20 protein-coding genes are annotated in these 26,779 nt (G+C 64.6%); 12 read left to right on the forward strand and 8 right to left on the reverse strand.

Annotated elements, in window-relative coordinates; translation table 11 throughout:
• The 3 genes from AC3FOF_RS42860 to AC3FOF_RS42870 form a co-directional block, all read left to right on the forward strand.
• Window positions 1-497, forward strand: a 497-nt coding sequence (locus tag AC3FOF_RS42860) for a T6SS phospholipase effector Tle1-like catalytic domain-containing protein (protein WP_488730123.1), incomplete at its 5' end; no start/stop codon positions are given.
• A complete protein-coding gene (locus AC3FOF_RS42865) occupies window positions 482-1,066 on the forward strand; it encodes a DUF3304 domain-containing protein (protein ID WP_488730124.1) in 585 nt (194 codons plus the stop codon). The genes AC3FOF_RS42860 and AC3FOF_RS42865, both read left to right, overlap by 16 nt.
• A complete protein-coding gene (locus AC3FOF_RS42870; protein ID WP_488730125.1) occupies window positions 1,063-3,585 on the forward strand; it encodes a T6SS phospholipase effector Tle1-like catalytic domain-containing protein in 2,523 nt (840 codons plus the stop codon). Before AC3FOF_RS42865 ends, AC3FOF_RS42870 begins: the two co-directional genes overlap by 4 nt.
• A 173-nt stretch (window positions 3,586-3,758) precedes the next feature.
• Here the strand turns inward: AC3FOF_RS42870 and yiaA are convergent, their stop codons facing one another.
• The 8 genes from yiaA to tssH all read right to left on the reverse strand — a co-directional run bounded on the left by yiaA (window position 3,759) and on the right by tssH (window position 16,406).
• Window positions 3,759-4,202 carry an inner membrane protein YiaA gene (gene yiaA, locus AC3FOF_RS42875; protein ID WP_488730126.1) on the reverse strand — a complete coding sequence of 148 codons (444 nt, stop codon included), beginning with the start codon at window positions 4,200-4,202 and terminating at the stop codon, window positions 3,759-3,761.
• Window positions 4,203-4,284: 82 nt separating this feature from the next.
• Window positions 4,285-5,823 (reverse strand): hypothetical protein, encoded by a 1,539-nt coding sequence (locus AC3FOF_RS42880; RefSeq protein WP_488730127.1) that lies wholly within the window; start codon window positions 5,821-5,823, stop codon window positions 4,285-4,287.
• Window positions 5,824-5,941: 118 nt separating this feature from the next.
• The gene (locus AC3FOF_RS42885; RefSeq protein WP_276265245.1) at window positions 5,942-6,205 is read right to left on the reverse strand and encodes a PAAR domain-containing protein; all 264 of its coding nucleotides are present in this window, start codon (window positions 6,203-6,205) and stop codon (window positions 5,942-5,944) included.
• Window positions 6,206-6,249: 44 nt separating this feature from the next.
• Window positions 6,250-10,077, reverse strand: a complete 3,828-nt coding sequence (gene tssM / locus AC3FOF_RS42890; protein ID WP_488730128.1) for a type VI secretion system membrane subunit TssM — start codon at window positions 10,075-10,077, stop codon at window positions 6,250-6,252.
• Window positions 10,078-10,079: 2 nt separating this feature from the next.
• Window positions 10,080-11,561 carry a type VI secretion system protein TssA gene (gene tssA / locus AC3FOF_RS42895; protein WP_488730129.1) on the reverse strand — a complete coding sequence of 494 codons (1,482 nt, stop codon included), beginning with the start codon at window positions 11,559-11,561 and terminating at the stop codon, window positions 10,080-10,082.
• On the reverse strand, window positions 11,549-12,235 hold the full coding sequence (locus tag AC3FOF_RS42900) for a type VI secretion system-associated protein TagO (RefSeq protein WP_488730130.1): 687 nt from the start codon (window positions 12,233-12,235) through the stop codon (window positions 11,549-11,551). Before AC3FOF_RS42900 ends, tssA begins: the two co-directional genes overlap by 13 nt.
• Window positions 12,232-13,839 (reverse strand): sigma 54-interacting transcriptional regulator, encoded by a 1,608-nt coding sequence (locus tag AC3FOF_RS42905; protein ID WP_488730131.1) that lies wholly within the window; start codon window positions 13,837-13,839, stop codon window positions 12,232-12,234. The genes AC3FOF_RS42900 and AC3FOF_RS42905 overlap by 4 nt, the downstream gene beginning before the upstream one ends.
• Window positions 13,827-16,406: a type VI secretion system ATPase TssH gene (gene tssH / locus AC3FOF_RS42910; RefSeq protein ID WP_488730132.1), complete on the reverse strand. Its 2,580-nt coding sequence runs from the start codon at window positions 16,404-16,406 to the stop codon at window positions 13,827-13,829. The genes AC3FOF_RS42905 and tssH overlap by 13 nt, the downstream gene beginning before the upstream one ends.
• A 558-nt stretch (window positions 16,407-16,964) precedes the next feature.
• Here tssH and tssB point away from each other — a divergent pair.
• Genes tssB through icmH form a run of 9 tightly spaced genes read left to right on the forward strand, consistent with a single transcriptional unit; the run spans window position 16,965 to window position 26,685 of the window.
• Entirely contained in the window at window positions 16,965-17,471 is a 507-nt protein-coding gene (tssB, locus tag AC3FOF_RS42915; RefSeq protein WP_276264207.1) for a type VI secretion system contractile sheath small subunit, read from the forward strand.
• 51 nt (window positions 17,472-17,522) lie between these two features.
• On the forward strand, window positions 17,523-19,010 hold the full coding sequence (gene tssC / locus AC3FOF_RS42920; protein WP_276264208.1) for a type VI secretion system contractile sheath large subunit: 1,488 nt from the start codon (window positions 17,523-17,525) through the stop codon (window positions 19,008-19,010).
• Between the two features lie 14 nt (window positions 19,011-19,024).
• The gene (gene tssE / locus AC3FOF_RS42925) at window positions 19,025-19,453 is read left to right on the forward strand and encodes a type VI secretion system baseplate subunit TssE (protein ID WP_488730133.1); all 429 of its coding nucleotides are present in this window, start codon (window positions 19,025-19,027) and stop codon (window positions 19,451-19,453) included.
• Between the two features lie 29 nt (window positions 19,454-19,482).
• Window positions 19,483-21,252, forward strand: coding sequence for a type VI secretion system baseplate subunit TssF (tssF, locus tag AC3FOF_RS42930; protein WP_276263342.1), 1,770 nt, complete (start codon window positions 19,483-19,485; stop codon window positions 21,250-21,252).
• Window positions 21,216-22,235 (forward strand): type VI secretion system baseplate subunit TssG, encoded by a 1,020-nt coding sequence (gene tssG / locus AC3FOF_RS42935; protein ID WP_276263343.1) that lies wholly within the window; start codon window positions 21,216-21,218, stop codon window positions 22,233-22,235. Before tssF ends, tssG begins: the two co-directional genes overlap by 37 nt.
• Window positions 22,232-23,584, forward strand: a complete 1,353-nt coding sequence (tagH, locus tag AC3FOF_RS42940; RefSeq protein ID WP_276263344.1) for a type VI secretion system-associated FHA domain protein TagH — start codon at window positions 22,232-22,234, stop codon at window positions 23,582-23,584. The genes tssG and tagH overlap by 4 nt, the downstream gene beginning before the upstream one ends.
• On the forward strand, window positions 23,581-24,522 hold the full coding sequence (tssJ, locus tag AC3FOF_RS42945; RefSeq protein WP_488730134.1) for a type VI secretion system lipoprotein TssJ: 942 nt from the start codon (window positions 23,581-23,583) through the stop codon (window positions 24,520-24,522). The genes tagH and tssJ overlap by 4 nt, the downstream gene beginning before the upstream one ends.
• A complete protein-coding gene (gene tssK / locus AC3FOF_RS42950) occupies window positions 24,519-25,859 on the forward strand; it encodes a type VI secretion system baseplate subunit TssK (protein WP_276263346.1) in 1,341 nt (446 codons plus the stop codon). The genes tssJ and tssK overlap by 4 nt, the downstream gene beginning before the upstream one ends.
• A gap of 1 nt (window position 25,860) precedes the next feature.
• Window positions 25,861-26,685 carry a type IVB secretion system protein IcmH/DotU gene (gene icmH, locus AC3FOF_RS42955; RefSeq protein ID WP_276263347.1) on the forward strand — a complete coding sequence of 275 codons (825 nt, stop codon included), beginning with the start codon at window positions 25,861-25,863 and terminating at the stop codon, window positions 26,683-26,685.
• Window positions 26,686-26,779 lie beyond the last annotated feature (94 nt).

Below are 26,779 nucleotides of genomic sequence, written 5' to 3' on the forward strand. Positions count from 1 at the left end.
GCAAGCTGCCCCGGCTGGCGCGCATCCGCATCTCCGTGTTCGGTTTCTCGCGCGGCGCGGCCGAGGCGCGCGTGTTCGTCAACTGGATACGCGAGCTGTGCGATGAGCCGAGCGGGCCGATGCGCATTTGCGGCGTGCCGGCCACCGTGGATTTCCTGGGGCTGTTCGACACCGTGGCGTCGGTGGGCGCCGCGCAAGGGCTGATGTCGGAGCTGGCCAACGGCCACGGCGGCTGGGCGCAGCCGCGCGACCTGCGCATTCCCGGCCCCAGCGTGGTCACGCGCTGCCTGCACCTGGTGTCGGGGCACGAGGTGCGCGGCTCGTTTCCGGTGGACGTGGCCTCCGGGCCCAACGTGGAGGAAGTGGTCTACCCAGGCGTGCACTCGGACGTGGGCGGCGGCTACCGGCCCCGCGAACAAGGCCGCGGCGTGACCGACGATGCGAAGCTGTCGCCCCGCAAAGCCACTCACTGGAGGAGGCAATGCGTAACGCTCTGACACACTTCCTTCAGATCGCCCTGCTGTTCGCGCTGGCGGCTTGCAAGCCATCCGATGCCCCCGCCGCCGCAACAGCACACGAAGACACCAGAGGGCCGCAACTCAGCATCCTCAACTACACCGACGACTATATCGACGAGGTGTACGTCAACGGCTCCTGGGCCGGCGGCATGGTCAAGCACGCGGGCGGTGGCAGCTTCGCGGGCTTCGCCGAATTGCCGCGCCAATGGAATCCGAACTACAAGCTCACCGTCCGGTGGCGCACCGAGCCGCTGTACCTCAAGGACCCTGACGCGTTCTACGAGCGCCAGGTGGCAACGGAGCCTTACCAGTTGAGCGAAACGGGCGGCATGGGGACGCTGTGGGTCGCATTCTTCCCCGGAGGTGTCGTCAAGCTCTTCCCTACTTGGGTGGGTCCAGGGCATCCCGATTTCCCCGAGGGACTGCTCGAGCCAAAACTGCAATGCCGCAAGGAGCACCCCGGTAGTGAGTACTGTGAAGGTCCCACTCAACTCTGGGATCTCATGAGAAAGGGCAAGGCCGCCCACACGGAGGACAAGAGACCATGACGATTTCACGCCTTCCCGACAACGTGGGTGCTAACCCGTGGGCCCTCACGGCGAACGAGCGCAAGGGCGTTACTTGCACCGAGTCGCCCGATGACGCCATGTCGTGCCAACGCACATTGTATCTCGGCTTTTTCTTCGATGGCACGCGCAATAACCTCTATTACGACAAGAAGCACGAGTCCCATAGCAATGTCGCTCGGCTGTACGACGTCTTCGACGAAGAAATCAAGTCCGGCGAAGACCGTCGATACCGATATCGAACCTACGTCCCGGGCGTCGGCACCGAATTCTGGAAAGGCGTCGGCGATGCCGGCGTAGGCCTGCATGCCGCCGCTGGTGCCGCCGCGGGCTGGGGCGGCGAGGCCCGTATCAACTGGGCGTTGCTGCAGTTACAAAACAACCTGCATCGTTATGCCTTCGGTAACCAACCGCTGACGGACGAAACCAATGACCTCGCCCTCGTCAAACAAATGAGCGCCGACATCAACTTCAAGCGCATGCGCATGCGCTTTCCTGATGGCAAGGGGCCGCCCACGCCCAAGACGCCTGACGACGTGCAGTTGCGCAAGGATGTGTCAAGTGCGCAGGCCCTTCAGGCCATCGCCAGCACCCAGTGGCGCGACACCGAGATCGACGGCCGCCGCACCGTGCTGGCCAAGCGCCGCGCCGGGCTGCTCGACAAGCTCAAACCGGTGCTGGCCGGCAAGCTGCCCCGGCTGGCGCGTATCCGCATTTCCGTGTTCGGCTTCTCGCGCGGCGCGGCCGAGGCGCGCGTGTTCGTCAACTGGATGCGCGAGCTGTGCGATGAGCCGAGCGGGCCAATGCGCATTTGCGGCGTGCCGGCCACCGTGGATTTCCTGGGCCTGTTCGACACCGTGGCGTCGGTGGGCGCCGCGCAAGGGTTGATGTCGGAGCTGGCCAACGGCCATGGCGGCTGGGCGCAGCCGCGCGACCTGCGCATTCCCGGCCCCAGCGTGGTGGCACGCTGCCTGCACCTGGTGTCGGGGCACGAGGTGCGCGGCTCGTTTCCGGTGGACGTGGCCTCCGGCCCCAACGTGGAGGAAGTGGTCTACCCCGGCGTGCATTCGGACGTCGGCGGCGGCTACCGGCCCGGGGAGCAAGGCCGCGGCGTCGACGATAACGCCAAGCTGTCGCAGATCCCCTTGTGCCATATGTACCGCGCCGCCCTGGTGGCCGGCGTGCCGCTGATGGACCTGGCGAAGGCGCCGGCCCAGCTGCGCAACGCCTTCGCGGTGGACGCAAACCTGATCGCGCGCTTCAACGCCTACCTCGTGCAGGTGCGCGGCAAGGCCAGCCCCGGCAAGGACACCACCCAAACCTTGATTCAGTGCCACTACCGGCTCTTTGTGCACTGGCGGCGCTTTCGCCTGGGCCAGCAAGCGCAGCTGCCCGAGGTTCAAAAAAGCACCCCGCAAGACCGGGCCGACCTTGTGTGCGCCGACGAAGAACTACAGGAAGAATGGACGCGGCTGCAACAGGCGGACACTTGGGTCCGCACGCGCAACAGCGCATGGCTCAAGGATGGTTACCTCGGGATGTTGCTGGAACTGGGGATCCTGCACCTCGACCTCTTCGTCCGGACGACCAGCCAGTTGCTGGGTTCCACGGCCGGCTACACCGTGCGGCTTGTTGGCTTCGACGACCTGCCGGGCGGGCCGGTGGCAAGCATCAACCCCTCGATAAGCGGCCTACAGGCCGTGCTGCTGTACGACACCCTCAAGCGCGCAGCGGAGGCCAAGTGGACGCAATGGAAGGCGATCGAGAACGACTGGAACGATAAGTCGCATCCCCATGCCGCGGTGTGTGCGTTGTTCGAGCAGGATATGCACGACTCGCGCGCGTGGTTCAAGCCGCTGGGCGACGATGACGATGTGTGGGTTCTCAAGCAGCGTGAGCAAATGAGTGAACTGCTGGAACGGGAGCGACAGGACGCCTTGATACCCCTACGGCAGGTCGGGCCGGCCGGTCGGGTGGTCGCGGCGATGCCGCCGCTGAGTTCCAAAGACCGCGAGACCCTGGCCGCTTACCGCCGCCGCCACGGCGGCAACACGCCGCCCCCGGACAAGGTGCCCGACGACGCCTGGCCCACGCAGAACAAAGGCCGTGAGCTCTATGAGCTATGGGGCTACCTGCGCTGGCGCACGGTCTATCAAGACCACCTGCCGGACTATCGCGCCCGGTATCCCCAACACGCCCGGGCCGACCGCGGCGCGTTGCTGGCCAGCAAGGGCAAGCTGAAACGCGAGGCGGAACAACTGGATGAGGCCATCAAGAAGCTCGATAAGGAGATGCAAAAGGCGACCCGCATAGGCCCGAGCGGCCCGTTTGGCGGTGGCGGCGGCTCGTATCCGACAGCGGATCAAGCCAACCGACGAAACGGTCTCTACGCACGACAGCAGGAAGTCGAAGCCGAGCTGACGGCGATTCACGACTTCCTGAGCGAGATTAGCCCGGCGAGCTGGTGGGAAAAGGCGTTGGATGCGGTGATGCCCGGTTGATCGTTCGAAGGGGGATGCCGTCATCGCGACGGCGATCATGAACGGGAGCAGGTTTACTTCTTGATGTGCTCGCCGATCTGGAAGTGAGCCTGCCCGCTTTCCTGTCTCAATGGCGATCACCGATTCTGGGAGAAAAGTTCGCCCTGCACTGCGGGCGCCCGCCTCGCGCGCCGTCACTCGTCAACAAACGACGCGGCATCCGTTTCGGAAAAGCGCGGCTTCGCGCTCTGCAGATCGCGTGTGTTCTTCTGCACGGCGATGGCGCCGAACAGCGCGAGCATGAACGACATCGCGTAGAAGCCTTTCTCGCTCAATTGCAGCGTCGCGTTGAAGAGACCGATGGTCAGCAGCGCAATCGCGAGCAGCAGCGCGATCCAGCTCAGCCCGTAGTAGATGCCAGTGACGGGGATGCCTTCCAGGCGGTCGCGCACACTTTTCTGCAGTGAGATCGCCGCATACAGGCCAAACGCCAACACGGTGAAGTAGTAGCCTTTTTCGTTGAGTTGCATCTCGGCGTTCCAAAGCCCGATCAGGAACGCAACAAACCCCGCGAGCAGGGCAGCCCACGACGCGGCCACGAAGGCGAATGACGGCGGCTGGATATTGGTCTGGTTCATCGTTCTTCCCTCTCTTCATTTTTGATCGGAGTCGCTCTCGCTGAAATTGGAAGCTAACCTGACTCCGCTCTTGCGCATCCCTCTAGGTCGCGTTGGTGCAATGTTCCGACCGCCCGTCGGCGTAGAGCCACCTTAACTGTCCGTCCTTATGCATCGCGCTCACCGGCTCGCCTCGGCGCCAGCAGGCAGTCATTTCGTAAGGAATCAGGTGATCGGCTTCATCGCTGCTAAATGACGCGAACGAACCCATCCACCAGTAACAGGGCGGATGTATCACCTTGCCGTTGGCGTCGATAACACCCGCTTGGTAGTTACCATCCTCGCCTTGCTCTACGACGAACCAGCCATATCCGCTTCCCCAGCACAAGGCGTACGTCCAAATGTAGTCGCCGCGTACAACCTCCACCTGCTTGTCGATATCGAAAATGGCGACGGCGGCATTCTCCTCGTCCGACAGAACCGCTCGGACATAGCGAGCAACTGTCGCCACCGGCACCGGGCCCTCTCCAGCAAACCAGTCGAAGGCTGCGATGTCGGTATATCCATCGCTCGGGGTCAGGAGATGGCCATCGCCATCGATAACCATGGCGCTTCCAGCATCGTTCTTGACCACAAATCGCTCGATCGATTGCGCGCGCAACGCCTTCATCACCTTGTCGTTGCCGAATGCCGTCACCTCGGCGTAGATGGGTTCGACGAGCATACGGCCGCGACAATCGATTAACCCTTGACGCCCCTTTCGCTCCGCGATGAAGGCATGGCATTCCGGGTACCATGCAAGCTCGCGCCACTCGACCGGCACCACCCACTCGTCGCCATGCGTCTTCAAGCCCCAGCGCCGCCGCAGTTGAACCAGTGCCAAGCCCATCAACCCGATATCGGCGAGATCCACCACATTGTCGAACGCTGGAGCGATCATCCAGCGTTCTTGCGCGTCAACCAGACCGCAACGGCCATCTTCCCGGCGCCACTCGCGCGGGCCCGGCCCGGCATCATCACCGCCGATGCGAGTGTCGGTGTTCTCCTGCAACGCTTCCTGGATGGCGTCGTGCGACAAGCCGTCAAAGCCGAATATCCGCATCCATTCGGCCCCGGTTGCCGAATCCGTCAAGCCCAGCGCCATGCGCACACCTCTGACATCACTGGCCGCCATACGACGATCTATCGCAGCCCACACAGCGTGACAAATCCATCGTTCGTGCTCAATGTAGCGTGCCGGATCTTCCGGGTCTTCTTCCGAATCGTCATCCCCTTCGAGCCAGTAAAGCTCATCCAAATCGGCTGAGAACACCGGGGTGGCGCCCCCCATCGTCTCGATCTCGTGATCAAGCCAGTTCACAAGAAGGTCGAGCGCTCGCGGCAGATCCGCAGCGTCCCCCGGCAATGGATGCGCTTGGAGAAACTGCACAAGCGCACCCAGCCGGAACCTCGCGACTCGCGCATCACCAAGCAAACCTGGCGTTTTAGCATCGCCGAACACGCGTTGATAGGCGAACGCTTCGCCCGCTTGACTGTCAGACAAAATAACTCGCCAAAGACTCGGAATCACATCGCTTGTTTCGGCAACTTGAATCGCCCTGCCGGTATCGTCCAATAGATAGAGCCACGCTCGATTGCTCACGTCTTCCCCCTTGTTTCACTCGCCGCGGTTGTCCGCGTCCGAGGTAGCACGCCAAAGATGGCGTACATCCGCTTTTGTGCCGACGCGCGCCGCCCGCGCGTTTGACGGCGTGCCCCCATCACGCGTGGACGCTGCCCTTGGACCCGCTGGCGATCAAGCGCGCGCCGCAGGCGGTTTTCATGCCGTCCAGCGCCACCGCGACGCCGCCAACCCGGTAGGTGCTGCTGCCTTCGGCGATCGGGAACACCCCTTTGCACTTGGGACACGACACCATGTGTCCGACGCCCGCCATCGGCTGGCCGTTGAGGTTGGTCTGCGCAAAGCCCTCTAGCACCTCGCCGCCATGGTCGGTGCGGTCGCCTTTTCGGATGATGTCTTGCATGGAGCTCTCCTTGCTGGTTGGAACGAGACGGACGGGTGCCCGCCTCACTGCTGCGCGGTCTTCGCCTGCGGCGCCGCGGCGACGCGGGGGGCAGTCTGCCGGGCGCTGTCCGCCAGCAGCGTGCGCGGCAGCGTGAAGCCCCGGAACAACTGCCGGGTGAACGGGTTGTCGGTCTTGTCGGCGGTGACGCGGTAGCGCATGCCGCCATCGTTGGCGGTGAAGCTGATATCCACCGCGTTTGCGGTGGCGCCGTTGAGCCGGGCCTGGCTAAGCAGGCGGAACATGGACCAGGGGCCGCGATAGATCAGGCCGCTGCTGTTGCCGCTGCTGTTGACCAGGGTGATGCGGCTTTCGCCGTTGCTGCCCCCGCTGAGGGTGTTGGGCCAGATCAGCCGTGCCGCATGGGTAGCGCCGTGGCTGTAGGTGATGAGCTGGCCATCCACGTTGAGCACGCTGCTGCGCCGCGTGGCGGTCAGGCCCAGCGGCTCCACCATGAACTCCAGCCCGAAGTTGCCGCGGCTGTCGAAGAAAGCGTCGCGAATGCGGTCGGCGGCTTCCAACTGCGTGAGCACGTCGGTGCGCACGAGGTAGCCGCCGCGGCGCTCGGAGTGCAGGGCTTCGAGGTTGTCTTCGAGGAACAGCTTGAGATACGCCGACTTGAACTGCTGCAGCTTGCCCTGCGGGCCGAAGAAGGCGGCGAAGTCATCCAGCGATACCTCTTCGCGGCTCGACGGCGAGAACGGGTAGCGCCCTGCCAGCCGCTCGTTGTAGAAGCGGAACACATCGGCATCCCAGCGCCGCTCGAGTTCGCCCAGCGCCTCGATCACCAGCACCTGCGACGACTCGTCGGCCAGTTTCCTGACCTGCTGGTTCAGCGGCTGTGGCAGGCCGGCCGCAATGCGCTGCAGGTTGCCGATCGGATCCGGTCCCTTCAGCGAGAAGCGGTCCAGCACCGCGGCGAGCGCGGCCTTGCCGCGATTGGGGCTGTCGTGCACGCCTTTCACCTGGTCTTGCACGCTGCCGATGGCAAGCATGGTTTCGTCAAGGTACGGCGGCTTGTTGCCCCGTGCCTCCAGCAGGTCGTTGAGGCCGGCGAACGCCCGCACGATGCTGCCCACCTGGGGCGTCACCGCATCGGGTGCCTTGCTCGCCGCCGCGCCCGACGCCTCACCGTCTGCGCCGGGCCGAGGCTTGCCGGCGTCAACGGCACGGTCGAGTTCGGTGTTGTCTCGCACGGTTTCCACCAGCCGGCGCAGCGGCGCGGCCGGACTGGTTACGCTGCCGAGGATGTCGACGGCCTGGGTGATGTCGTCGAAGTCGCGCACTTCCAAGTGGTTGAGGTTGCGCTGCCAGGTGTCGATGTAGTCGCGGTTGTAGAGCTCGCGAATCTGCACGCCCAGCGCATCCCGGTCCGCCTTGGAATAGTCGAGGGTTCGCCGCTCGCCCAAAGCCCACTGATCGATGACGGCGAGGTCTACCACGTCCTTGCTGTGCGGCTCGAAGTAGCCGCGGTAGCCCTTGGCAGTGAGCAGCGCGTCGATGCGCCCGTTCGGCGCGGGCGCGGCCGCGGCGCTGGCGGGCTGGTCGGCGGTGGTGACTGGCTTGTAGACGATGTCGAAGGCCGGCCCGATCTCGTTGCGCAGGTCCAATGGCGTGCGCAGGGACTCGCCCGCCTGCCGGCGAAGGGCGATGTACACGCGCTGCGGCAAGGGGATCTGGCGCAGCGTGCGCTGGATCTCCCCGACCCGAGCCTGGTACTGCGGGAGGTTGGCATCGGCGTACTTCATGGCGTAGTCCAGATGCTGCCGCAACGTGGACTGCACCGTGTTCTCGGCGGGGAATGTGGCCTGCCAGCGTTGCGCCATCCAGTCCTCGACGATGGGCGGGCGCCGGTTGGTGCGGTCTTCGATCATGCGATAGACCCGCAGCGCGGCGAGCTGGCGGTCGCTGTCGGCCCCGGCACCCTCCATCTCCTGCATGACGCCGCCGGCCAGTTCGGGCAGAAACCGCGTGGAGAGCAGCTTGAGGTAGGCCTCGTCGACCTTGGGCCCGATCTTGCGCCCTTGGTACAGCCCCATGTCGGCGACCACGGGCCATGCGTCGCGGTAGTCGCCGTACACGGCCACCGCGCTGCGGATTTGGTCCATCGGCGCAAGCAGGTTGCGACCGGTGGGGTCGGCGCGCTGGTCGATCGCGCTGGCGCTGAAGGCACGGCTGCGCTCGAGCACGGTGAGGGCCTTGTCGCGATTGACACCGTAGTAGTGGTACCACCCGCCCGCGATCAGCACACCACCCAGCGCGGCCACGCCCAGGCTCAAGGCCAGCGCGCGTTTCTTGTCGGCCAGCACCTTGAGGTTGTCGCTGGCCAAGCCTGCCTCGGGGTAGATAACGCGCTGGAACAGCTGCTGGGCGAAGTACACCGCGGAGCGTCCGCTGGGCTGCGCCGACGACACCGGCGGCTCGATGTGATAGCTGGCCGAGGCGTTGTTGACGAACGCGTTGGTGAGCAAGCCCTGCTGGTATACCGATGAGAAGTACAGGCCGCGCGGCAAGGCCGGCGTGACGTAGCGGTCGCTGCCGAGGACATCGACCAGGAAGCCCAGCAGCACCTGGCGCATGCCTGCAAGCTGCCGCACCAGCGAGAACAGGCCTTCGCGTTCCCGCAGCGGGGCCGTGCTCAGTGCATCGATGATGCGCTCGTTGAGCTTGGCAATGAGTTCGTCGTAGCGTTGCGCCAGTTCCGTCAGCCAGGCGTCGTAGTTCTGTACGGAGTCCAGCGTGAAGGTAAAGCCGAAGATGTCTTCGCGCACCGACTTGGGCAGGCGCGCGAAGAAGGCTTCGAAGCCGTCGAGCAGGTCAAACTTGCTCAGGACGACGTACAGGGGCGGCCGCGTGCCTAACTGACGGCTGAGTTCGGCCAGCCGCGCACGCAGCAGGATCGCCAGCGCCTTGCGATCGCTCGCTGGTTGCTCCAACAGCGTCACCAGGTCAAGGACCAGCACGACGCCGTTGAGCGGCCGCCGGCTGCGATTGTGGCCAAGCCAGCCGATCAGGTGTGTCCACAAGCGCGCGTGCAATCCCTCTGGCAAGGGCGGCTTCGCCGTGGCCGCTCCGTTCGCTGGCCCCGCCTCCACCGGCGCGGTGGCGGCGGACTCGGCCTGCGCCTGAGCACCGGCCTCGCCATCGGGCGTGGTCGCGTCTGCTGCGTCGGTGGATGTGGCAGCCGACTCTGCCTGCACACTGCGCGCTGCCATGGCGGGCGCCTTCGTGGCTTCCGGTTGGCTGATCAGCTCTCCAGGCGGATCGATCAGCACGGCCTCGCCGCCCATCCACCAGTCGATGGTATAGGCCAGATCCGGATCGTCGAGCAGACGTCGGCTCCCTGCCTTGATCTCGCCGGTCAGCGAGAAGTTCTGGTTGCTGCGGTTGATGAAACTGGTCTTGCCGGCGTTCTCTTGCCCCAGCACGAGGTACCACGGCAGTTGATAAAGCGCGTTGCGGCCGCTCAGGTTGGCACGCAGCGTGGCGAGGCTTCGATCCAGTGCGCGCTCTTGCGCCTGGACGTATCGCAGGCAGGGATCGTCTTTGCGCGCGGTGGTCTGTTCCTGCTCGGCCTCCAGGCGCTTGTTGCGGCTGCGCAGCCGCAAGGCCCAGACCAGCATCGGCAATATAAGCAGGAGCACGGTGGCCAGCACCCGCGCCGTCAGGCTCGCCAACGGCATGTGTTCCTTCCAGTGCCATTGCGGGCCGAGCCACCAGATGGCGACCAGCACGAACACCAGCCCTATCAAAAGCAACAGAGGCGTTCCCTGCTTGGCCCAACGCAGCAATGGCTGACCAAAGCGCCTTACCATCGACCAGTATTTCAGCATGGCTACTTTCCTTTCGTTGTCCCTCGCGCGTCTTGCTCGGCGGCGTCAGCCGGCTCTCGCACGCGACTGGTGAGATGGTTGTGAAGCGCCCGCTCCCACGCCGGCAGAGCATGCGATTGCATGGCGTTCAGGGCGATGCGATACAACCCGTCGGCCATCCAGCCGAAGCCGTGTTCGCTCAGCAGGTCACCCGCGATAGTCATCACGTGACACTGGTGCCGTGGGTCGTCTGCCTCGGCCTGGATCTGTTCCAGGCGGCGCATCAACGGCTCGACGCCGCCACTGTCGATCAGCGCCGCCAGCTCCACGCGCAAGGCGCTGTACTCGCGGCCATCGGACACGCCGGCGGGCGTGCCGCCCGCACCGCTCAGCCACGCCAGTGTTTCGGCGTCGACGAACGCGCGCCCATCGGAGAACTGCAGGGTCTTGAGCGCCGGCACCCGCAACACGAATCGTTCGGAGGCCTTGCGGATCGCCGCCGCCACTTCTGCCATTTCCAGACGTTGCGCGATGGCCGCCGCCAGATAGCTGCCGCGTATCCAATACGGCGAGGTGGTGACACTGCGCTCCACGCGTTGCAGCAAGGCCGGACTGACGCTGTTGGCCGTCACGGCATCCTGATAGTGCTGCGCGGTGTCCATCGACACCGCCATGAGGTCGGTACGTTGCTCGCGCTTGACAGCGGGTGCCGTCGACAGGTGCGCCCATAGTGCAAAGCGTCGCAGCGAGTAACCCGTTGGATCGTAGGCATCGAGCTGGTTGACGTAGTCGGCCAGCGCGAGCAGGGAACGCTTGGCCTCTCTCTCGTCGCCCAGCTTGAGCGGGGGCGCATTTTCGAAGTAGTCGACGCTGACGGCCCGCGCGGCCGTGCCAGCAGCCTGCGCCCCGCCCGCCGCCGAGATCGGCTCGGGCTGCGGAATGCGCGTCTCATCCATCCGCTGCTGGTACCGCGCCTCTAGCCGCGTGAGCGTCGGCACGTCGAGCTTGGCAAGCGCCGCGCAACCCTGCAGTTGATTCAGCGCATGCCGGGCGGCCTCCTGATGGGGCCGCGCCGCCGCATCCGCCTGCAACCGGGGCACTGCATCCAGCAAACGCTCGACACCCATGGCAACCAATCGCCGCTTGCCGAGGTAGCCGGTCGGCCCGGGTTTCGGATAGCCGTGCTCCCAGTACGTCGCCACAAACCCCGACAACAACCCCGCCGCCTGCGCCCACGTGCGCCAACTGGGATGGCGCAGCAAGGCGGCCATCAGGTGGCAAACGACGCGCAGGTGCTTGCAGTGGACAGTCAGGTAGCGACGCGCTGCCTCGTCGATGTACTCCCAATCGATGCTGGCCTCTTGCAGGCTGCCGAGCTTGACGATCTCGTGGTCGATGGCCTGGAAGAGTTCGTCTTCCTCATCGAATACGCCAGCCGGCTGACGCTCGTCGATGGGTGTCAGCAGGGTGTCCAGATGCAAGGTCGCGGCGTTCACCAGTGACATGCCTCACGTTGGTGAACCATCAAGGCGTGCAGTTCGGACACGTCGAACGTCGCGCCGTCGAACGGCGCATAGTCGCTCTCCAACTGCAGGCGGCCCGCGGCGGCCGTCAACGGCCGCAATTGCTCGATGGCGACCAGGCCGCGACCGGCATCCACCACTTGCCCCTCTTCGAGCACATTCCAGGGCCGCGACGCACCCAGCGGACGGCCATCCAGCAACAGGCGCAGCCTCACCCGGTTGACGTCGATCGGCGCGCCAGGCACCAGTTGCAGCCGCGAAATGTTGGAAAGGCAGCTGATCGCCAGTACCAGCCGGACGTCGCCTGGCCCGACAGCCGGCGCCGAGATCAGGATCTTCTCCTGCCCATCGGGTACGTCAGGCGCGCGCAGCAGCCGTAGGCCGCGACCCTGCGCGCCTCGCTGCGCCTCGTTGCGCTTGACCAGCGTCACGATTTCGGGCTCCGCCGCAACGGGCGCAGGCTCGCTCCGCGGTGTCGACTCGGCAGCCGGCTGGACCGGCGCCGGCGGCGTACCGGCCGCCGCATCGAAACAGGCTAGCCGCTCCAGTTGCGACGTGATCTTGGTGCAGTCCGCCTGGGCCGCCGCGACGGGCTTGCCCGAGTCGCACCCCGTCGCCGCCAGGGCGGCGGCAAACGTCAGGATCAATGCTCTCATGCTGTCGAATCCTCCCTTTCCAGATTCCATGCCAGGCACTTGCGCGCCAAGGTACGCTTGGGAATCCCTAAGCTCTCGGCGGCAAGGCGGCGAGAGCCTTGCACCTTGAGCAGCCGGTCCTGCAGCAGGCAGCGCTCGAAAGCGGCCATGACTTCGGGCAGGCTGCCGTTGTCCCAGAGTTCGTTGAACGCCGGGCCGTGATCGGCGATGGGGTCGGCAAGTGCGGCCGGCGCCGATGTGGTCAGCATCTCTCGCAAGGCGCGCAACGTGCTGCTGCGAATGACACTGCCGGAGGCGGTCTGCTCTGCCGCGGCCTGTATCAGGCTGCGCAACTCACGCACGTTGCCTGGAAACGGCTGCGCCTGGAGCCAGGCCTGCGCACGCGCCGAGATCCCCGCGACGTTCTGCTTCTGCTCGCGATTGAAGGCCATGAGCGTCGCCGCGACGAGGGCGGGAATGTCCTCCGTACGCTCGCGCAACGGCGGCAGATGCAACGCCTGTTGCCGGATGCGAAAGTACAGGTCCTCGCGGAAGCGGCCTGCGGCCACCAGCTCCGGCAGTGACCGATGTGTGGCACAGATCAAGCGGAAATCCGAGCTCTGCTCACGCGTGGCCCCCACGGGGCGAAACGCCTTGACGTTGAGCAGGCGCAACAGGGCCGCCTGCAGATCCACCGGCATATCGCCGATCTCATCAAGGAACAGGGTGCCGCCATCCGCCTCCGCGACCAGCCCTTGCCGCGCGTGGGTAGCACCGGTATAGGCGCCCCGGACGACGCCGAACAGTTCGGCCTCGATCAGGTTCTGCGGGATGGCGGCGCAGTTGACCGGCACAAACTTACCGTCGCGCGCGCTGGCCTGGTGAATCAGCCAGGCGGCGTGATCCTTGCCCGCGCCGGTCTCGCCCGCAATCAGCAAGGCCAGCGACGAATCAGCCAGTCGCAACATTTCGGCACGCAAGCGCTTAGTCGTTGCACTGGTGCCGACGAAGCCGGCCGTCAGCAGGCGCCCCGCCCGCGTACGGCTGCGTTCGGTCTCGCGCTGCCATGCCTGGCTGCGTCGTTGTGCGTCGGCAGCTCCACGTTGTTCCTGCAGGCGTGCGCCCAGTCGTTCATAGGTTTGCAGTAGACAACGCCACGCTTCCGACTGGCGCCACGCCTGCAGCGCTGAGACGTCACCCACTAGCGCCAGCACGCTCGCGGCATGGTCGCGGTCGTCGCGCATCGGCACGACGTGCATCGCCGCACGAGTCGGCAGCATCGCGCGCATGTGTTCGAACGCGTCGCCTACGCCGATCAGTGCGTCAAGCCGCTTCACCTCGTAGGGCTGTGACGATACGAAACTGTAGACCAGCGGGTTCTCCAACTCGGCCATCGGGACCGGCCCAAACGCATCACTGTCCCTCTCCCCAATCGCCAGCGGCACGAGCCACTCGCCAGTGGCGTCGCGTGCGTAGCAAAGCGCCGCGCTCAGGTCGTACGCGGTCGACACGGCGCGCAGGAACACGCCGGCCAGCTCGCCCGGATGCGCGGCGAACGCCATGTCGCGCGCCAATCTGGCGACGTCGTGCGATGCCACGCCCGCTGTGCCGGTCATTCCAGCCATGCGTCGAAGCCTCGTTCGTTCCAGCTCAACCTGGCCTGGCGGAAGGGCTCGCCTGTCGCCAGCCGGCGAAGCACGGCCAACGACAACGGGGGGAGCAGCTCGCCGTCGATACTGGCATCGAGCATCCGCGCACCGTTCGGATGACGCATGCAACGCGAGCGCAGCTCCGCGCCAGCGTCATCGTCGATGTGCAGTACAGCGTCGTAGCGCTCGGCGAAGCGCTGCTGCAGGCGTTGCAGGCGGCTGTCGACGATGTCGCTGAGCACGGCTTCATCCAGGTAGCGGTACGGCACCACCTGCATGCGCGCCAGCAAGGCCGGCTTGAAGAACTGGGTCAGGCGATCGCGCAACGCGTCAGCGTCCAGGTCGTCCAGCGGCGCGTCGTTCTGATCGAAGCCCAGGTTCGAGGTCAGTACGAAGAGGATGTTTCGGCAATCGATGCGCCGCCCTTCGCCATCGGCCAGTTCGCCCTTGTCGAAGGCCTGGTAGAAGATGTTCAGCACCTCCGGGTGCGCCTTCTCGACCTCGTCCAGCAGCACCACTGAATAGGGATGCTTGCGAATGGCCTCGGTCAACACGCCGCCCTCGCCGTAGCCGACATAGCCGGGCGGCGAGCCGAGCAGGCGCGAGACCGTGTGCTTTTCCTGATACTCGGACAGGTTGAGGGTGGTCAGGAACTGCTCGCCACCAAACAGCGCATCGGCAATGGCCAATGCGGTTTCTGTTTTACCGACCCCGCTGGGGCCGACCAGCAGGAAGGCGCCCAGCGGCGTGCCGGGCCGGCGCAGGTCAGCCATGGCCGTCAACAGATGCCGATGCAGATGTTCAAGGGCCGCGTCCTGCCCCTTCACACGCTCGCGCAGCAGCGCCGGAAGGCGCTCCAGCCGGCTGGTCGGATCTCGGCCAAGGGTGCCGACCGGGATGCCGGTCCAGTCTGCGATGACCTGCGCAATCTCGGCTGCGCCAACGTCGACATGCAGTAGCGCGCCATCGCGCTGCAGTTCGCCCAACTGGACGACCTTCTCCGCAAGCGTCGCCGCTCTGTCGTTGCCACTCTCGTCCGATCCACGTTTCCGCAGTTCGAGAATCGCGTCGACCAGCGTCTTTTGCTGCTGCCAGGCCTGTTGAAGTTGGTCGATCTGCTGCATGAGATGCTGCCGCGCCGCATCCAGCACCTCGAGTCGTCGCGCATCGGTCGGGCGACCAGCCTGCTGATCGCGCCTCAGCAATTCGGCCTCAGCCTCGATCTGCCGCTGTTCGTTCTCCAAGGCGGACATCCGTCGGGGCGGCTCGGCCTGCGCAGTCGCCACGCGCGCGCAGGCGGTGTCCAGCACGTCGACCGCCTTGTCGGGCAACTGCCGGCCTGAGAGGTAGCGCGCCGAGAGCGCAGCAGCGGCCTGCAACGCATCGTCACCGATATAGACGCGGTGCGCCTGCTCGTAGACCGCGCGCAGTCCGCGCAGAATATGCACCGCCTGCTCCACGCTAGGCTCTTCCAGCTTGACCGGCTGAAAGCGCCGCGTCAGCGCCGGGTCCTTCTCGAAGTACTTCTTGTACTCGGACCACGTGGTTGCGGCGATGGTACGCAATTCGCCCCGCGCGAGTGCCGGCTTGAGCAGATTGGCGGCGTCGCTGCCGCCGGCCGCATTGCCGGCACCGATCATCGTATGCGCCTCGTCGATGAACAGGATGATTGGCTGCGGCGAAGCCTTCACCTCGTCGATCACCGCCTTCAGGCGTTTCTCGAACTCGCCCTTGATCGACGCGCCGGCCTGTAGCGCGCCCAGGTCTAGCGCACACAGCCGGACCGCACGCAACGGCTGCGGAACCCGCTGCTCGACGATGCGCCGCGCCAGGCCTTCCACCACCGCGCTCTTGCCGACACCAGCCTCGCCCACCACGATCGGGTTGTTCTTGCGCCGACGCGACAGGATGTCGACCATCAGGTCGATTTCGGCATCGCGGCAAAGCACCGGATCAATGCGCCCGTCGCGCGCCTGCGCGGTGAAATCGTGTGCGTACTTGTCCAGCGCGCTGTCGCCCTGCCTTTGCAGCCTGTCGCCGTCCATCGGCGAAGGTTCGGCCGGTGACTCGGCGGAGCGGGCCAGGATGTCGTTGAACTGCTTGCGCAGCGCCTCCCGGTTGACGCCTTCGAACAAGCGGACCGCAGCCAACGGAAAATAGCGCGCCGCGTTGAGCAGCGCTGCCAACATCACCGCCCCACTGCGGATCGCCGGTTGTTCCAACTCCACCGTGCTCAGCAGCCATGCCTCCTGCAGCAGTTCGACCAGCAGCGGTGAGAACGACGGATAAGGCTGGGCGTGTCCACTGGTGTCCAGCGCGATGGCCGTGGCAATCGCCTGTCTTGCCTCGTCGACGTCGATCCCGTCATTGGCAAGCACCAGGCGCAAGTCGCACAGCGGGTGATCAAGCAGCGCGAAGCTCAGATGGGCCGCCGTGACTTCGGCGCCGCGCTGCCTCATGCAGATGCCGGCGGCCTCTTCCAATGCCTGCCTGCATAGTGGATTGAGGCGTCCCAGCAAAGCCTCCAGATCGACAGCGATCATCTGATCCCCTCCTTACGCGTTGAACAATTTCCTCGCCGCGCCGGACATCCATGACGTTGCGGATCCGCAACGACGAGAGAACCGCCCCGCCTTCGAGCGCACGGCCCCATCATTCATCGTGCTGATTAATCGTTAATGAGACCACATTAATGGCAATGGTGTCCATGAGACTAATCCGAAATATAACTCAGAAAATTCTTACACCGAAATATGACTCAGAAAATTCTTAAATCGGGACATCATTAAGAAAATTCTTACAGAAGATCTCGAAATTTTATTTCTTACAAAAAATCGCGAAATAGTTATGCAATTTCAGATTTATCCCATGCCCAATTCGACCCCACATCGTTTAAGATCCGCCATTGCGGCCACTCGCCAGCAAGTCCACCGACATCTACTGGCGTCCGGCGGTGGCTTCGATTGCGCGGGAGCCAGCAATGGTCAGGTTGCACAAAGCTATGGTGTGCCTTCTCATCGGGTGCGAACAATGGCGCCCCGATCTATCACGCACCCCTATATTTGAATTGGATCGAAAAGCCTAATCGAAAGGAGAGTCGCATGACATCAAAGAATGGTTCGGTCGCACCCAAAGAGCGAATCAATATTAAGTATGTCCCTGCCACCGGCGGGCAACAGGAAGAAGTCGAATTGCCGCTCAAGCAATTGGTGGTTGCCGATTTCAAAGGTCATGCCGAGGATCAAGCGCTGGAAGATCGAATGCCGGCTCGTATCAACAAGGACAATTTCGACAATGTCATGGGCGAATTCGGCCTGCAGTTGAAGCTGGATGTTCCCGCCGTGCTCGAAGACGGTGCGACGGGCGACTCGCTGCCCGTCGACCTGCGTTTCAAGTCCCTTCGCGATTTCTCGCCCGATGCAGTCGCACGCCAGGTGCCGGAGCTCAACAAGCTGCTGGAGCTGCGCGAGGCGCTCGTCGCGCTCAAGGGCCCCATGGGCAATATCCCCGCCTTCCGCAAGCAGTTGCAGACGCTGCTGGGTGATGAGGCCTCGCGCTCCACGCTGGCCAAGGAACTGGAACAGCTCCTGGAACCCGGCCAAGCCTGACGCTCCCGCATCGCCCCCTGCTGTTCAACGCGAACTTCGAAGGAACCGAACATGACGAAAGCCCAAACTGCAGCAGTCCAGACGCGCGATGCCGCGCCCAGTGGCGGACTGCTCGCCCAGATCATGGCGCAGACGCGCCTGGAACCGAGCCAAGAAGGTTATGCCGTCGCCGAGCGCGGTGTGGCCGCCATCATCGCCGAAATGCTCAAGAGCGACGAGCGCGAACAGCCGGTCAACAAGCAGTTGATCGACCGGATGATCGCCGAGGTCGACCGCAAGCTCGGCAGGCAAGTCGACGTCATCCTGCACGACCCGCAGTTCCAGCAGTTGGAATCCGTCTGGCGCAGCGTGGCGAAGCTCGTCCAGTCCACCGACTTCCGCGCCAACATCTACATCGACCTCCTACACGTCACCAAGGAAGAGCTGCTGGAGGACTTCGAGAACGCCACGGACATCACCCGGAGCGGCTACTACAAGCACGTCTATACGGCAGGATACGGCCAGTTCGGCGGCCATCCGGTCGGTTGTGTCGTCAGTAATTACACCTTCGGTCCGTCGGCGCCGGATATCAAGCTGCTGGGCTACCTGGCCGCCGTCGGCGCGATGGCCCACGCCCCCTTCCTGGGCGCGGCGGGGCCGGAAATGCTGAACCTGGAATCCTTCCAGGATCTGCCCAACCTCAAAGAGGTCAAGGACTCCATGGAAGGGCCGACCCACACGAAGTGGCGCGGCCTGCGCGAGTCGGAGGATGCGCGTTATCTCGGGCTGACCATGCCGCGCCACGTACTGCGCGCCCCGTATGATCCGTTGGAAAACCCAGTGCGCAGCTTCAGCTATCGCGAAACCATCGATGGCCAGCATGACCGCTACCTGTGGGGCAATACCTCGTTCCTGCTCGCCAGCCGGATCAGCGACAGCTTCGCCAAGTACGGCTGGTGCCCGAACATTATCGGGCCGCAATCGGGCGGCACGGTCGAGGACCTGCCCGTGCACCTCTACGAGTCGCTCGGCAACCTGCAGACCAAGATCCCGACCGAAGTGCTGATCTCCGATCGCCGGGAGTTCGAGCTTTCCAGCGAGGGCTTCATTCCGCTGACCATGCGCAAGGACAGCGACAACGCCGCCTTCTTCTCGGCCAACTCGGTGCAGAAGCCCAAGCTGTTTCCGAAGACCCCTGAAGGCCAGGCCGCCCAAACCAACTACATGCTGGGTACGCAGTTGCCCTATCTGTTCATCATCAACCGCATGGCGCACTACATCAAGGTGTTGCAGCGCGAACAGATCGGCAGTTGGAAGGAGCGCCAGGACCTGGAACGCGAGCTCAACACTTGGCTGCGTCAGTACGTCGCCGACCAGGAGAGCCCGTCGTCTGACGTGCGCAGTCGCCGCCCGTTGCGCGCCGCTCATGTCGTGGTGCAGGACGAGGAAGGCAACCCCGGCTGGTACAAGATCACGATGACCGTGCGTCCGCACTTCAAGTACATGGGTGCCAGCTTCGAACTGTCGCTGGTGGGTCGCCTCGACAAAGACAAGGAATGAGGAGCGCCTGAGCCATGCCACGTTCGCCCGGCCACGGCAGCCTGTTCGAACGGCTCGATCCGGACGTGCCGCCGCGGCGTGCACGCACCCGGCAGGCGTTGGCGGCGGAACGCATTGCAGCGATCCGCCGCCAGCTCGAATCGATCCTCAACGCCCGCCGGGGCAGCTCGCAGAGCTGCCCCGGCTTTGGGCTGTCCGATCTCAACGACCCGGCGCTGAGCCGCGCCGATCTTCGATCCCATCTGTGCGAAGAAATACGCGCCGTTATCGCACGCTACGAACCGCGCGTACGGGTACTGCAAGCCCGCCCCTGCGAGGACACGCAAGCGCCGACCGACCTGCGCTTCCGGCTGTTGTGCGAGGTACGACTCGGGAGCGATGAGGAGCAGGTCGAGTTCGACCTGGCGTTCTCGGGAGCGGCACATATCGCCAGCGTCACGTAAGCCCGCATCACGGGGGGAAGAGAAACACGATGCCATTCAAAAAGCTGTTCCGGCAGGAACTGGAGTTTCTGCGCCAGTCCGGCCACAAGTTCGCGCAGGATAACCCGGGACTGACGCACTTCCTGGGCGAAAACGCGCACGACCCGGATGTCGAACGACTCCTGGAAGGCACGGCCTTCCTCACCGCCAAGCTCGGCGCCAAGCTCGAGGCCGATTTTCCCGAGCTGATCCACTCGCTGTTGCAGATGCTCTGGCCCAACTACCTGCGCCCCATTCCGAGCATGACCACGGTGCACAGCGAAGCGACACAGGTGGAGCTGACCAAGGGCAAGCTCATTCCCCGCGGCACGCGGATTCAATCCGAGCCCGTCGACGGCATCCCCTGCGAGTACCGCACCTGCCACGACCTTTGGGTGTGGCCGTTCGATCTGACCAAGGTCGACGCCGAGCACTCGCGGGAACGGTCCGTCATGCGTGCGCAGTTGAGCCTGACCAGCCAGGATCTGCCGCTCGACGCACTGGGATGTGATGCGCTGCAATTCCATCTCAGTGGAGACGACACCACCGCGCAGACGTTGTATCTCTGGCTGGCGCATTATCTGGAAGAAGTCCACCTGATCGTTGGCGAAACGTCGCGTCGCCTGCGCCCGGATCAACTCAAGTTCGCGGGCTTCGATCCGGAAGACGCCCTGCTGCCCTATCCGCAGAACGTGTTCGATGGATACCGGGTTCTGCAGGAGTACTTTGTATTCCCCCAGCGCTTTTTCTACTTCTCGCTGACGGGCTTGCGCCGGCTGTGGCCCGCGCACAAGGCAACACAGTTCACGGTGGAGTTTCGCTTCAAGCGGCCGATGCCGGTCGACATCCGCATCACCGACAGGGATTTGTCGCTGCACTGCACGCCGGCGGTCAATCTATTCACACACGATGCGCAGCCGATGGACCTGAATGGCCGCGCCGTGGACCAGCTCATTGTGCCGTCTGGCCCGCGCCCCGACGCCTACGAAATCTTCAGCGTCGACGAGGTGACCGGGTGGGCCCGTGACATCCATGGCAAGCGCGGCCGATATCTGCGTACCTACCCGCCCTTCGAGTCGCTGCTGCACGAGATCGAGCACAGCCACGGACGCAACTCGCTCTATCAGCGCACGCGCATCGAGCGCGCCTACGACAACGAAGGCTTGCAGCATCGGATTGCCTTCGTCCGCGCCGACGACGCGGACTACATCGGGGAAAACGAGACGGTCTCCCTCACGCTGACTTGCACCAACCGGGATCTGCCGCTGTCCTTGGGCATCGGCGATATCCACCTGAGCGGCGAGAGCACCGCCAGCCAGCTGCATCTGCGCAATATCTCCGTGCCCACGCCCTCGTATCGCCCTAGCCTCGACGGCGAGCTGCTGTGGACGCTGCTGTCCAATCTGTCGCTCAACTACCTGTCGCTGCTCTCCGTCGAGCCGATGAAGGCCGTGCTGCGCGCCTACGACTTCGCCGCCCTGCACGACATTCGCCGCGCCAGGGCAAGCCAGCAACGCCTGAACGCCATCGTGGGGGCCGAGACCGCGCCCATCGACCGCCTCATCCGCGGCCTACCGGTGCGCGGTATGCGCACGCGCCTGAAGCTGGACCAGGCGGGCTTTCTCTGCGAGGGAGACCTGTTCCTGTTCGGCACCGTGCTGAGCCACTTCTTCGCGCTGTACGCGAGCATCAATTCCTTCCACGTGCTGGAAGTTGTCAACACGACCAACAACGAGACATACACATGGCCCATGCACACCGGCGTCCAACCGCTGATCTAGCCGATGTCCTGTTGGGCGACGCCCGGAACCACGATTTTTTCCAGTTGCTCGAGCGATTGCATCGCCTGCACGGCGACGACCTGGAGGCACCTGACCGCCTGCGGCCAACGCGCCAGCGCGTGCGGCTCTCTGCGCACGCCGGGCTGGGCTTTCCCGCTTCGGATGTCGTTCACGCCGAACGCCTGCCTGAAGGCTCATCCAGCGACTACCTGGTGCAAGCCACATTCTTCGGCCTGCACGGCACCGACTCGCCGCTGCCGGGCCACTACCTGGACCGCCTCGCCTTCGAAGCGGGCCAAGGCATCGGCATCCGTCCAGCCTTCGTTGACGCCATCAATCATCGTCTGCTGACGCTGCTGCACCACACGTGGCGCAAGTACCGCTACTTCGTGCGCTTTCGGCCCGGTGCCACCGACCAGTTCTCGCGCTGCGTGTTCGCGCTGGTCGGCTTGGGCGATGCCCGGATGCGCGGCGACACACCCATCGCGTGGAGCCGCCTGCTGAGTTTCGCAGGCGTCGTCGCCAGCCGCAGCCGCGCCCCCTCCATGGTCGCCGGCATCATCGCGCATTGCTTCGATCTACCATCGGTGAAAATCCGGTCGTTCGAGCTGCGCTACGCCGACGTGCCGCTCGACCAGCGCAACCTGCCCGGCGAAGCCAATTGCCGTCTCGGTCGAAGCTTTGTCCTCGGCAGGCGCGTTCGCACCCGGCAAAGCAAGTTCACCATCCGCATCGCCGGCCTCACCCGCGATAGGTTCCGTGACTTTCTGCCGAACGGCGCCGAGTTTCCCCGTCTGTGCAAACTGATCGACGTGCTGCTGCGCGAGCCGCAAGCCTACGACTTGGAACTGGGTCTGCGCGACGGTGAAGTGCGCCCGTTCAATATCGCCCGCGGTCACGGCAGCCATCTGGGCTGGACCAGTTTTCTGCAGCAATCAAACGGCGATCGCGCGCCCGCGGTACGCGTCAAGGTGCGCCAATGAACACCTTCGAACGTTCCGCACAAGTCGCCCTGGTGGTCACCAACCCGCAAGGCCTTCGGCTGGGTAGCCTGCCGCGTCACCACTTCGGTCCGGCAGGCGGAATCATCGGGTCCATCGCCGCCGATTGGGTGCTGGCCGATAGCCGCGGCCACGTGCAGCAGCGCCACTGCGAAATTCTGCTGGAGGATGGCGCCTTTTGCATGGTGGATCGCTGCGGCCACACACGCATCAATGACAGCCCGGATCCGCTCGGCCAGGACGTCAGCGTGCGATTGCATGATGGCGACCGCCTTTTGATCGGGCCGTTCCACGTCGCGGTGCATCTGGAGGAAGCGGGGCATACGCTACCCGATCCCGGCCGCCATCTTGCCGAGCACAGCATCGACGAGCTGCTCGACCCGGACCGCGCCGACGCCGACACACTGCCGGATCTTCCTGCCGACGACGGCGCCGAATCATTGCCCGAATCCCGGTCGCCCCTGGATCTTCTGCGACCGCTGGACCAGGAACTGCTCGACCCACTGCAGGCTCTCGACGCCATCGCAGCGCAAGGCAAGACCGAGCGCGCCAGCGCGCCGCTCGACCCCAGGCACTACGGCATGACCGAGGTGCCCGCGCCCCCCGACCTCGCCCACACACGCTTCGAAGCCTTCACCGGCTCGCCTCACCTCTCTCGCGGAGATCACCCCATGTCATCGAACGACCTCACACCCGACACTGCTTCCGCTTGGGATACCGACGCACACCCAGATCAAGGCGGCAGCGCGGAGGCCATCACCACCCTGCTCGAAGGACTAGGCGTCCCGCTGGGTGATCTGGACGGCCCGTCACGTCACCGGCTCATGCAAGAAATCGGGCTCACGCTGGCGGCCATGATCCGCGGCTTGCTCGAACTGTATCGCTCACCGCTGCACGCACACGAGCGAATCGCCATGCAGAACCGAACCCTGCAGCCCATCGAAGACAACCCGTTTCGCCTCGGGCAAGACTATGCGCAGACGGTACAGGCACTGTTCTCCCGTCAGCGCAGCCCGGTCCATCTCACGGCGCCGGCCGCCGTCGAGGAAAGCCTCACCCAGGTACGGCGTCACCAGCAAGCCATCGTCCGCGGCATCGAGGGCGGGCTGGACGCGCTGCTGCAGGCCTTCGACCCGGCACTACTGATCGAACGTTTCCAACGCTACCGCCCCGACCCGCGCGCCACCGCAGGCGAATCCGACTGGGCCTGGACCATGTACGCCAGCTACTACGACGAACTCCGCTCCGAGCGGCAACGTGGATTCGACAAGCTCTTCTGGGAAGTCTTTGCCCAACATTACGATCGTGCCCTGCGAACGGAGCCCCGATGACTCGGGCGCTGACGATCCTTCTGCTGGCTACCCTGCTGAGCGGCTGCAGCACCGTAGGGAACGCGCTCAAGAAGACCGGCCAGGTTCTGATGGACCCGTCCATCCAGGTCGGCTCCGCCGACGATCAGCCGACGCAGGTCGCGCTCAGCCTCTATGCAAGCCCGGACGTCAACCCCAATGCGCAGAGCGACCCGCCTGCGGCCGCATCGGCAAGCGTAGCGCCGCTTCCGCTGGACATCGGCAAGCGCAATGGGCCTTTCGCCGTCAATTTCAGTAGTCGTAGCCGGGCTGAGCTGATCGCCAGTCTGCGCGAGCTGCTCGGGCACTTCGAAAAAAACCCGCCCGAAGGCGCACCGCTGCCCACCGTCGCTGCGGAGCCACCGCGCGGCACACTGCGCAGCCCCTTGCCGCCGCCCGGATACCAGCCCGACGAGGCCGATCTCGACACGCCCTTACCCCTGGCGGCCGCCAATACGACGGACCGCGCGGGTGGCCTCGCGCCGGGACAGTACCGCGCCGAACATGCGCTGGCGGACGATGCGCCACCGCCTGCGTCGGCCAGCAAGGCCGCCATGCCCATCGCGTTCCGGATCATCCAGCTCAGGGACGATTCGCTGCTGCTCAACGCCACCTTCGATCAGATCCAGCAAGACATCAAGAAGGCACTGGGCAGCACCTTCCTGCGCGCCGACGACTACGTACTGCTACCTGGCCAGTTCAAGTTCCTGTCCTTCCGCCCGCTGCACGAGGAAGCGAACTATCTCGCCATCGTCGCCGACTTCGGCAGCACCAACAACGCCGTGTGGAAAGACGTCTACCGGCTGGAGCCGCGCGGACGCAAATACGCCCTGCTGGTGTCCATGCAAGGCAACCACGTTTCCATCATCGACGAGAGCCGGCAACCCGCGCCCTCGTCATCACCCAGGAGCAAGCATTGAGCAGCAAGAACCCTATCGTCCTGAGTGAAGGCACGTTCTTCGAGCCGCAACACCTGCAGCAGTTGGTGAGGGTGCTCGAGCACCAGGCCAACAGCCGTTTCGATGCCGTGGCCGCCTACCCCTACGGCTTCCGCGAACTGCAGCTCAACCAGGAACTGCTTGCCTTCGGCAAGCTGGCCATCACCCGCGCCAGCGGCGTGATGCAGGATGGCACCGTGTTCGACATCCCGCACGACCAGCCGCCCCCGGAGCCGCTGGTCGTGGCCGACGACACCGCCGACAACCAGATCGTCTACCTGACGCTACCGCATCGCTCCGATGGCGAGTTGGAAATCCGTTGGCCGGAGGCGCACGCACGGCATCGCTATGTCATGCGTACCGAGGACATCCGCGACACCCACAGTCTCCATGGCGACGACCGGCCGATCGACCTTGCGGTCCCCAACCTGCAACTGGCCATCGAACAAAAAGACCGCAGCGCCTATACGAGCCTCGCCGTCGCCCGCATTCGCGGCAGACGCGCGGACGGCAGCCTGCTGCTGGACGACACCTTCTACCCCACCAGCCTGACCCTGCTCGCCTTACCCACGCTGGCCGGCTTCCTGGGCGAAGCCGCCACGCTCATGCGCGAGCGCGCGCGCACCATCGCCGCGCGCATCGGTACGCCCGGGCAGGCCGGTGTCGCCGACATCACCGATTTCAACCTGTTGCAGGCGCTCAACCGCATGCAGGTCGAACTGCAAGCGCTATCCCGCCTGCCCAACGCGCATCCGGCCGTGGCCTACGTCGCCTTCCTGAAAGCATGCGGCGAATTGGCCACCTTCATGGAGGAAGGGCGTCTGGCTCCCGAGCTGCCGGCTTACCGCCACGACGACCTGGCCGCGGGCTTCCGGCCGTTAGAAACCACCCTGCGGCGTTATCTCGCCACGGTACTGCAACCCCGCGCGATCTCGCTGCCGATCCGCAAGCAGCAATACGGCACGCTCACCGCTGCCGTGGCCGAGCCGACGCTGCTCGAAGAGGCCGACTTCATTCTCGCCGTCTCCGCGCAAATGCCCTTGGAAAAACTGCGCCAGCTTTTCCTCCAGCAATCCAAGGTGGCCTCCATGGAAAAGCTGGGCGAACTCGTCCGGCGGCAACTACCTGGTATCCCGCTGTCCCCCTTGCCCGTCGCGCCACGGCATCTGCCGTACCACGCCGGGTTCACCTACTTCCAGCTCGATCGCAGCCACCCGAGCTGGCACCAGATGATGCAGCAGACCTCGGGCTTCGGCTTCCACGTCTCCGGCGATTTCCCGGGACTGGAACTGGAATTCTGGGCAATCAGGAGACAATGACATGAGCACCACCGTCACCATCGGTAGCGACCGCAACTTTCACCGTACACCGCCGTCGCCCAGCATCGACCAGAAGCCCGATATCGCCTTCGATACCGTCGAGCTGCTCGACTACGACGTCGATCTTGCGTTCCAGTTGCGCGGTCATAGCGTCAACCCGCTGGTTGACGCCGCCATGCCCCTGTTCGGCCTGGTCATCCGTCTGCGGCGCCTGAAGGCCTACGCTCACGTCGACGCACTGCACGCGACGATCCACGACCAGATCTCGGCCATCGACGAAGAAGTGCGCCGTCACAACTACGACATCGCCACGCTGCGCGCCTACCGCTACGCGTTGTGCAGCTTCGTGGACGACGCCGTGCTCGACACACCGTGGGGCGCCAACTCGGTCTGGACGGAACGCTCGCTGCTGAGCATCTTCCAGAACGAAACCTGGGGCGGCGAAAAATTCTTCACCGTGCTCGCGCGCATGCAGATGGAACCCGAACAGTATCGGGACGTACTCGAGTTCAAGTACTTCTGCCTCTGCCTGGGCTTTCGCGGCAAGTACGGTCTGCAACACAACCAGGAAGAGTCGCTCAACGCCATCATTCTCAAGCTCCATCGCATCCTGCGCCAATTGCGCGGCGAGCCGCCCGAGCAACTCACCGATGCGCAAGCCAACGTGGCCTCGCAACGCTATCGCATCAGCCGGCAATGGCCCGCATGGAGCCCCTGGGCACTGGTAGCCGGCGTGCTGCTCAGCGTCTACGCCCTGTTCGCGGTAAGGCTGGGCCATACCTCCGAGCTTGTCCTGCGTTCGCTCGACGGCATCCTCAAACCCTGACGCGCCACCACGGCAGGAGGCCACCATGCCCACCCAATCCGACCTGCGCTTCACCTTCACCATCCACGGCACGGACGGCAAGATCGACCTCGAC

The sequence above is a fragment of the Cupriavidus sp. 96C5-1 genome (genome assembly GCF_057798855.1).

Coding starts and splice junctions, on each gene's coding strand:
- AC3FOF_RS42900 (WP_488730130.1), bottom strand. CDS start 12,235: ATGAGAGCATTGATCCTGACGTTTGCCGCCGCCCTGGCGGCGACGGGG.
- tssA (WP_488730129.1), bottom strand. CDS start 11,561: ATGTCACTGGTGAACGCCGCGACCTTGCATCTGGACACCCTGCTGACA.
- yiaA (WP_488730126.1), bottom strand. CDS start 4,202: ATGAACCAGACCAATATCCAGCCGCCGTCATTCGCCTTCGTGGCCGCG.
- tssC (WP_276264208.1), top strand. CDS start 17,523: ATGACGAAAGCCCAAACTGCAGCAGTCCAGACGCGCGATGCCGCGCCC.
- icmH (WP_276263347.1), top strand. CDS start 25,861: ATGAGCACCACCGTCACCATCGGTAGCGACCGCAACTTTCACCGTACA.
- tssF (WP_276263342.1), top strand. CDS start 19,483: ATGCCATTCAAAAAGCTGTTCCGGCAGGAACTGGAGTTTCTGCGCCAG.
- AC3FOF_RS42905 (WP_488730131.1), bottom strand. CDS start 13,839: ATGGCTGGAATGACCGGCACAGCGGGCGTGGCATCGCACGACGTCGCC.
- tssH (WP_488730132.1), bottom strand. CDS start 16,406: ATGATCGCTGTCGATCTGGAGGCTTTGCTGGGACGCCTCAATCCACTA.
- tssJ (WP_488730134.1), top strand. CDS start 23,581: ATGACTCGGGCGCTGACGATCCTTCTGCTGGCTACCCTGCTGAGCGGC.
- tagH (WP_276263344.1), top strand. CDS start 22,232: ATGAACACCTTCGAACGTTCCGCACAAGTCGCCCTGGTGGTCACCAAC.
- AC3FOF_RS42870 (WP_488730125.1), top strand. CDS start 1,063: ATGACGATTTCACGCCTTCCCGACAACGTGGGTGCTAACCCGTGGGCC.
- tssE (WP_488730133.1), top strand. CDS start 19,025: ATGCCACGTTCGCCCGGCCACGGCAGCCTGTTCGAACGGCTCGATCCG.
- AC3FOF_RS42885 (WP_276265245.1), bottom strand. CDS start 6,205: ATGCAAGACATCATCCGAAAAGGCGACCGCACCGACCATGGCGGCGAG.
- tssG (WP_276263343.1), top strand. CDS start 21,216: ATGGCCCATGCACACCGGCGTCCAACCGCTGATCTAGCCGATGTCCTG.
- tssB (WP_276264207.1), top strand. CDS start 16,965: ATGACATCAAAGAATGGTTCGGTCGCACCCAAAGAGCGAATCAATATT.
- tssM (WP_488730128.1), bottom strand. CDS start 10,077: ATGCTGAAATACTGGTCGATGGTAAGGCGCTTTGGTCAGCCATTGCTG.
- AC3FOF_RS42865 (WP_488730124.1), top strand. CDS start 482: ATGCGTAACGCTCTGACACACTTCCTTCAGATCGCCCTGCTGTTCGCG.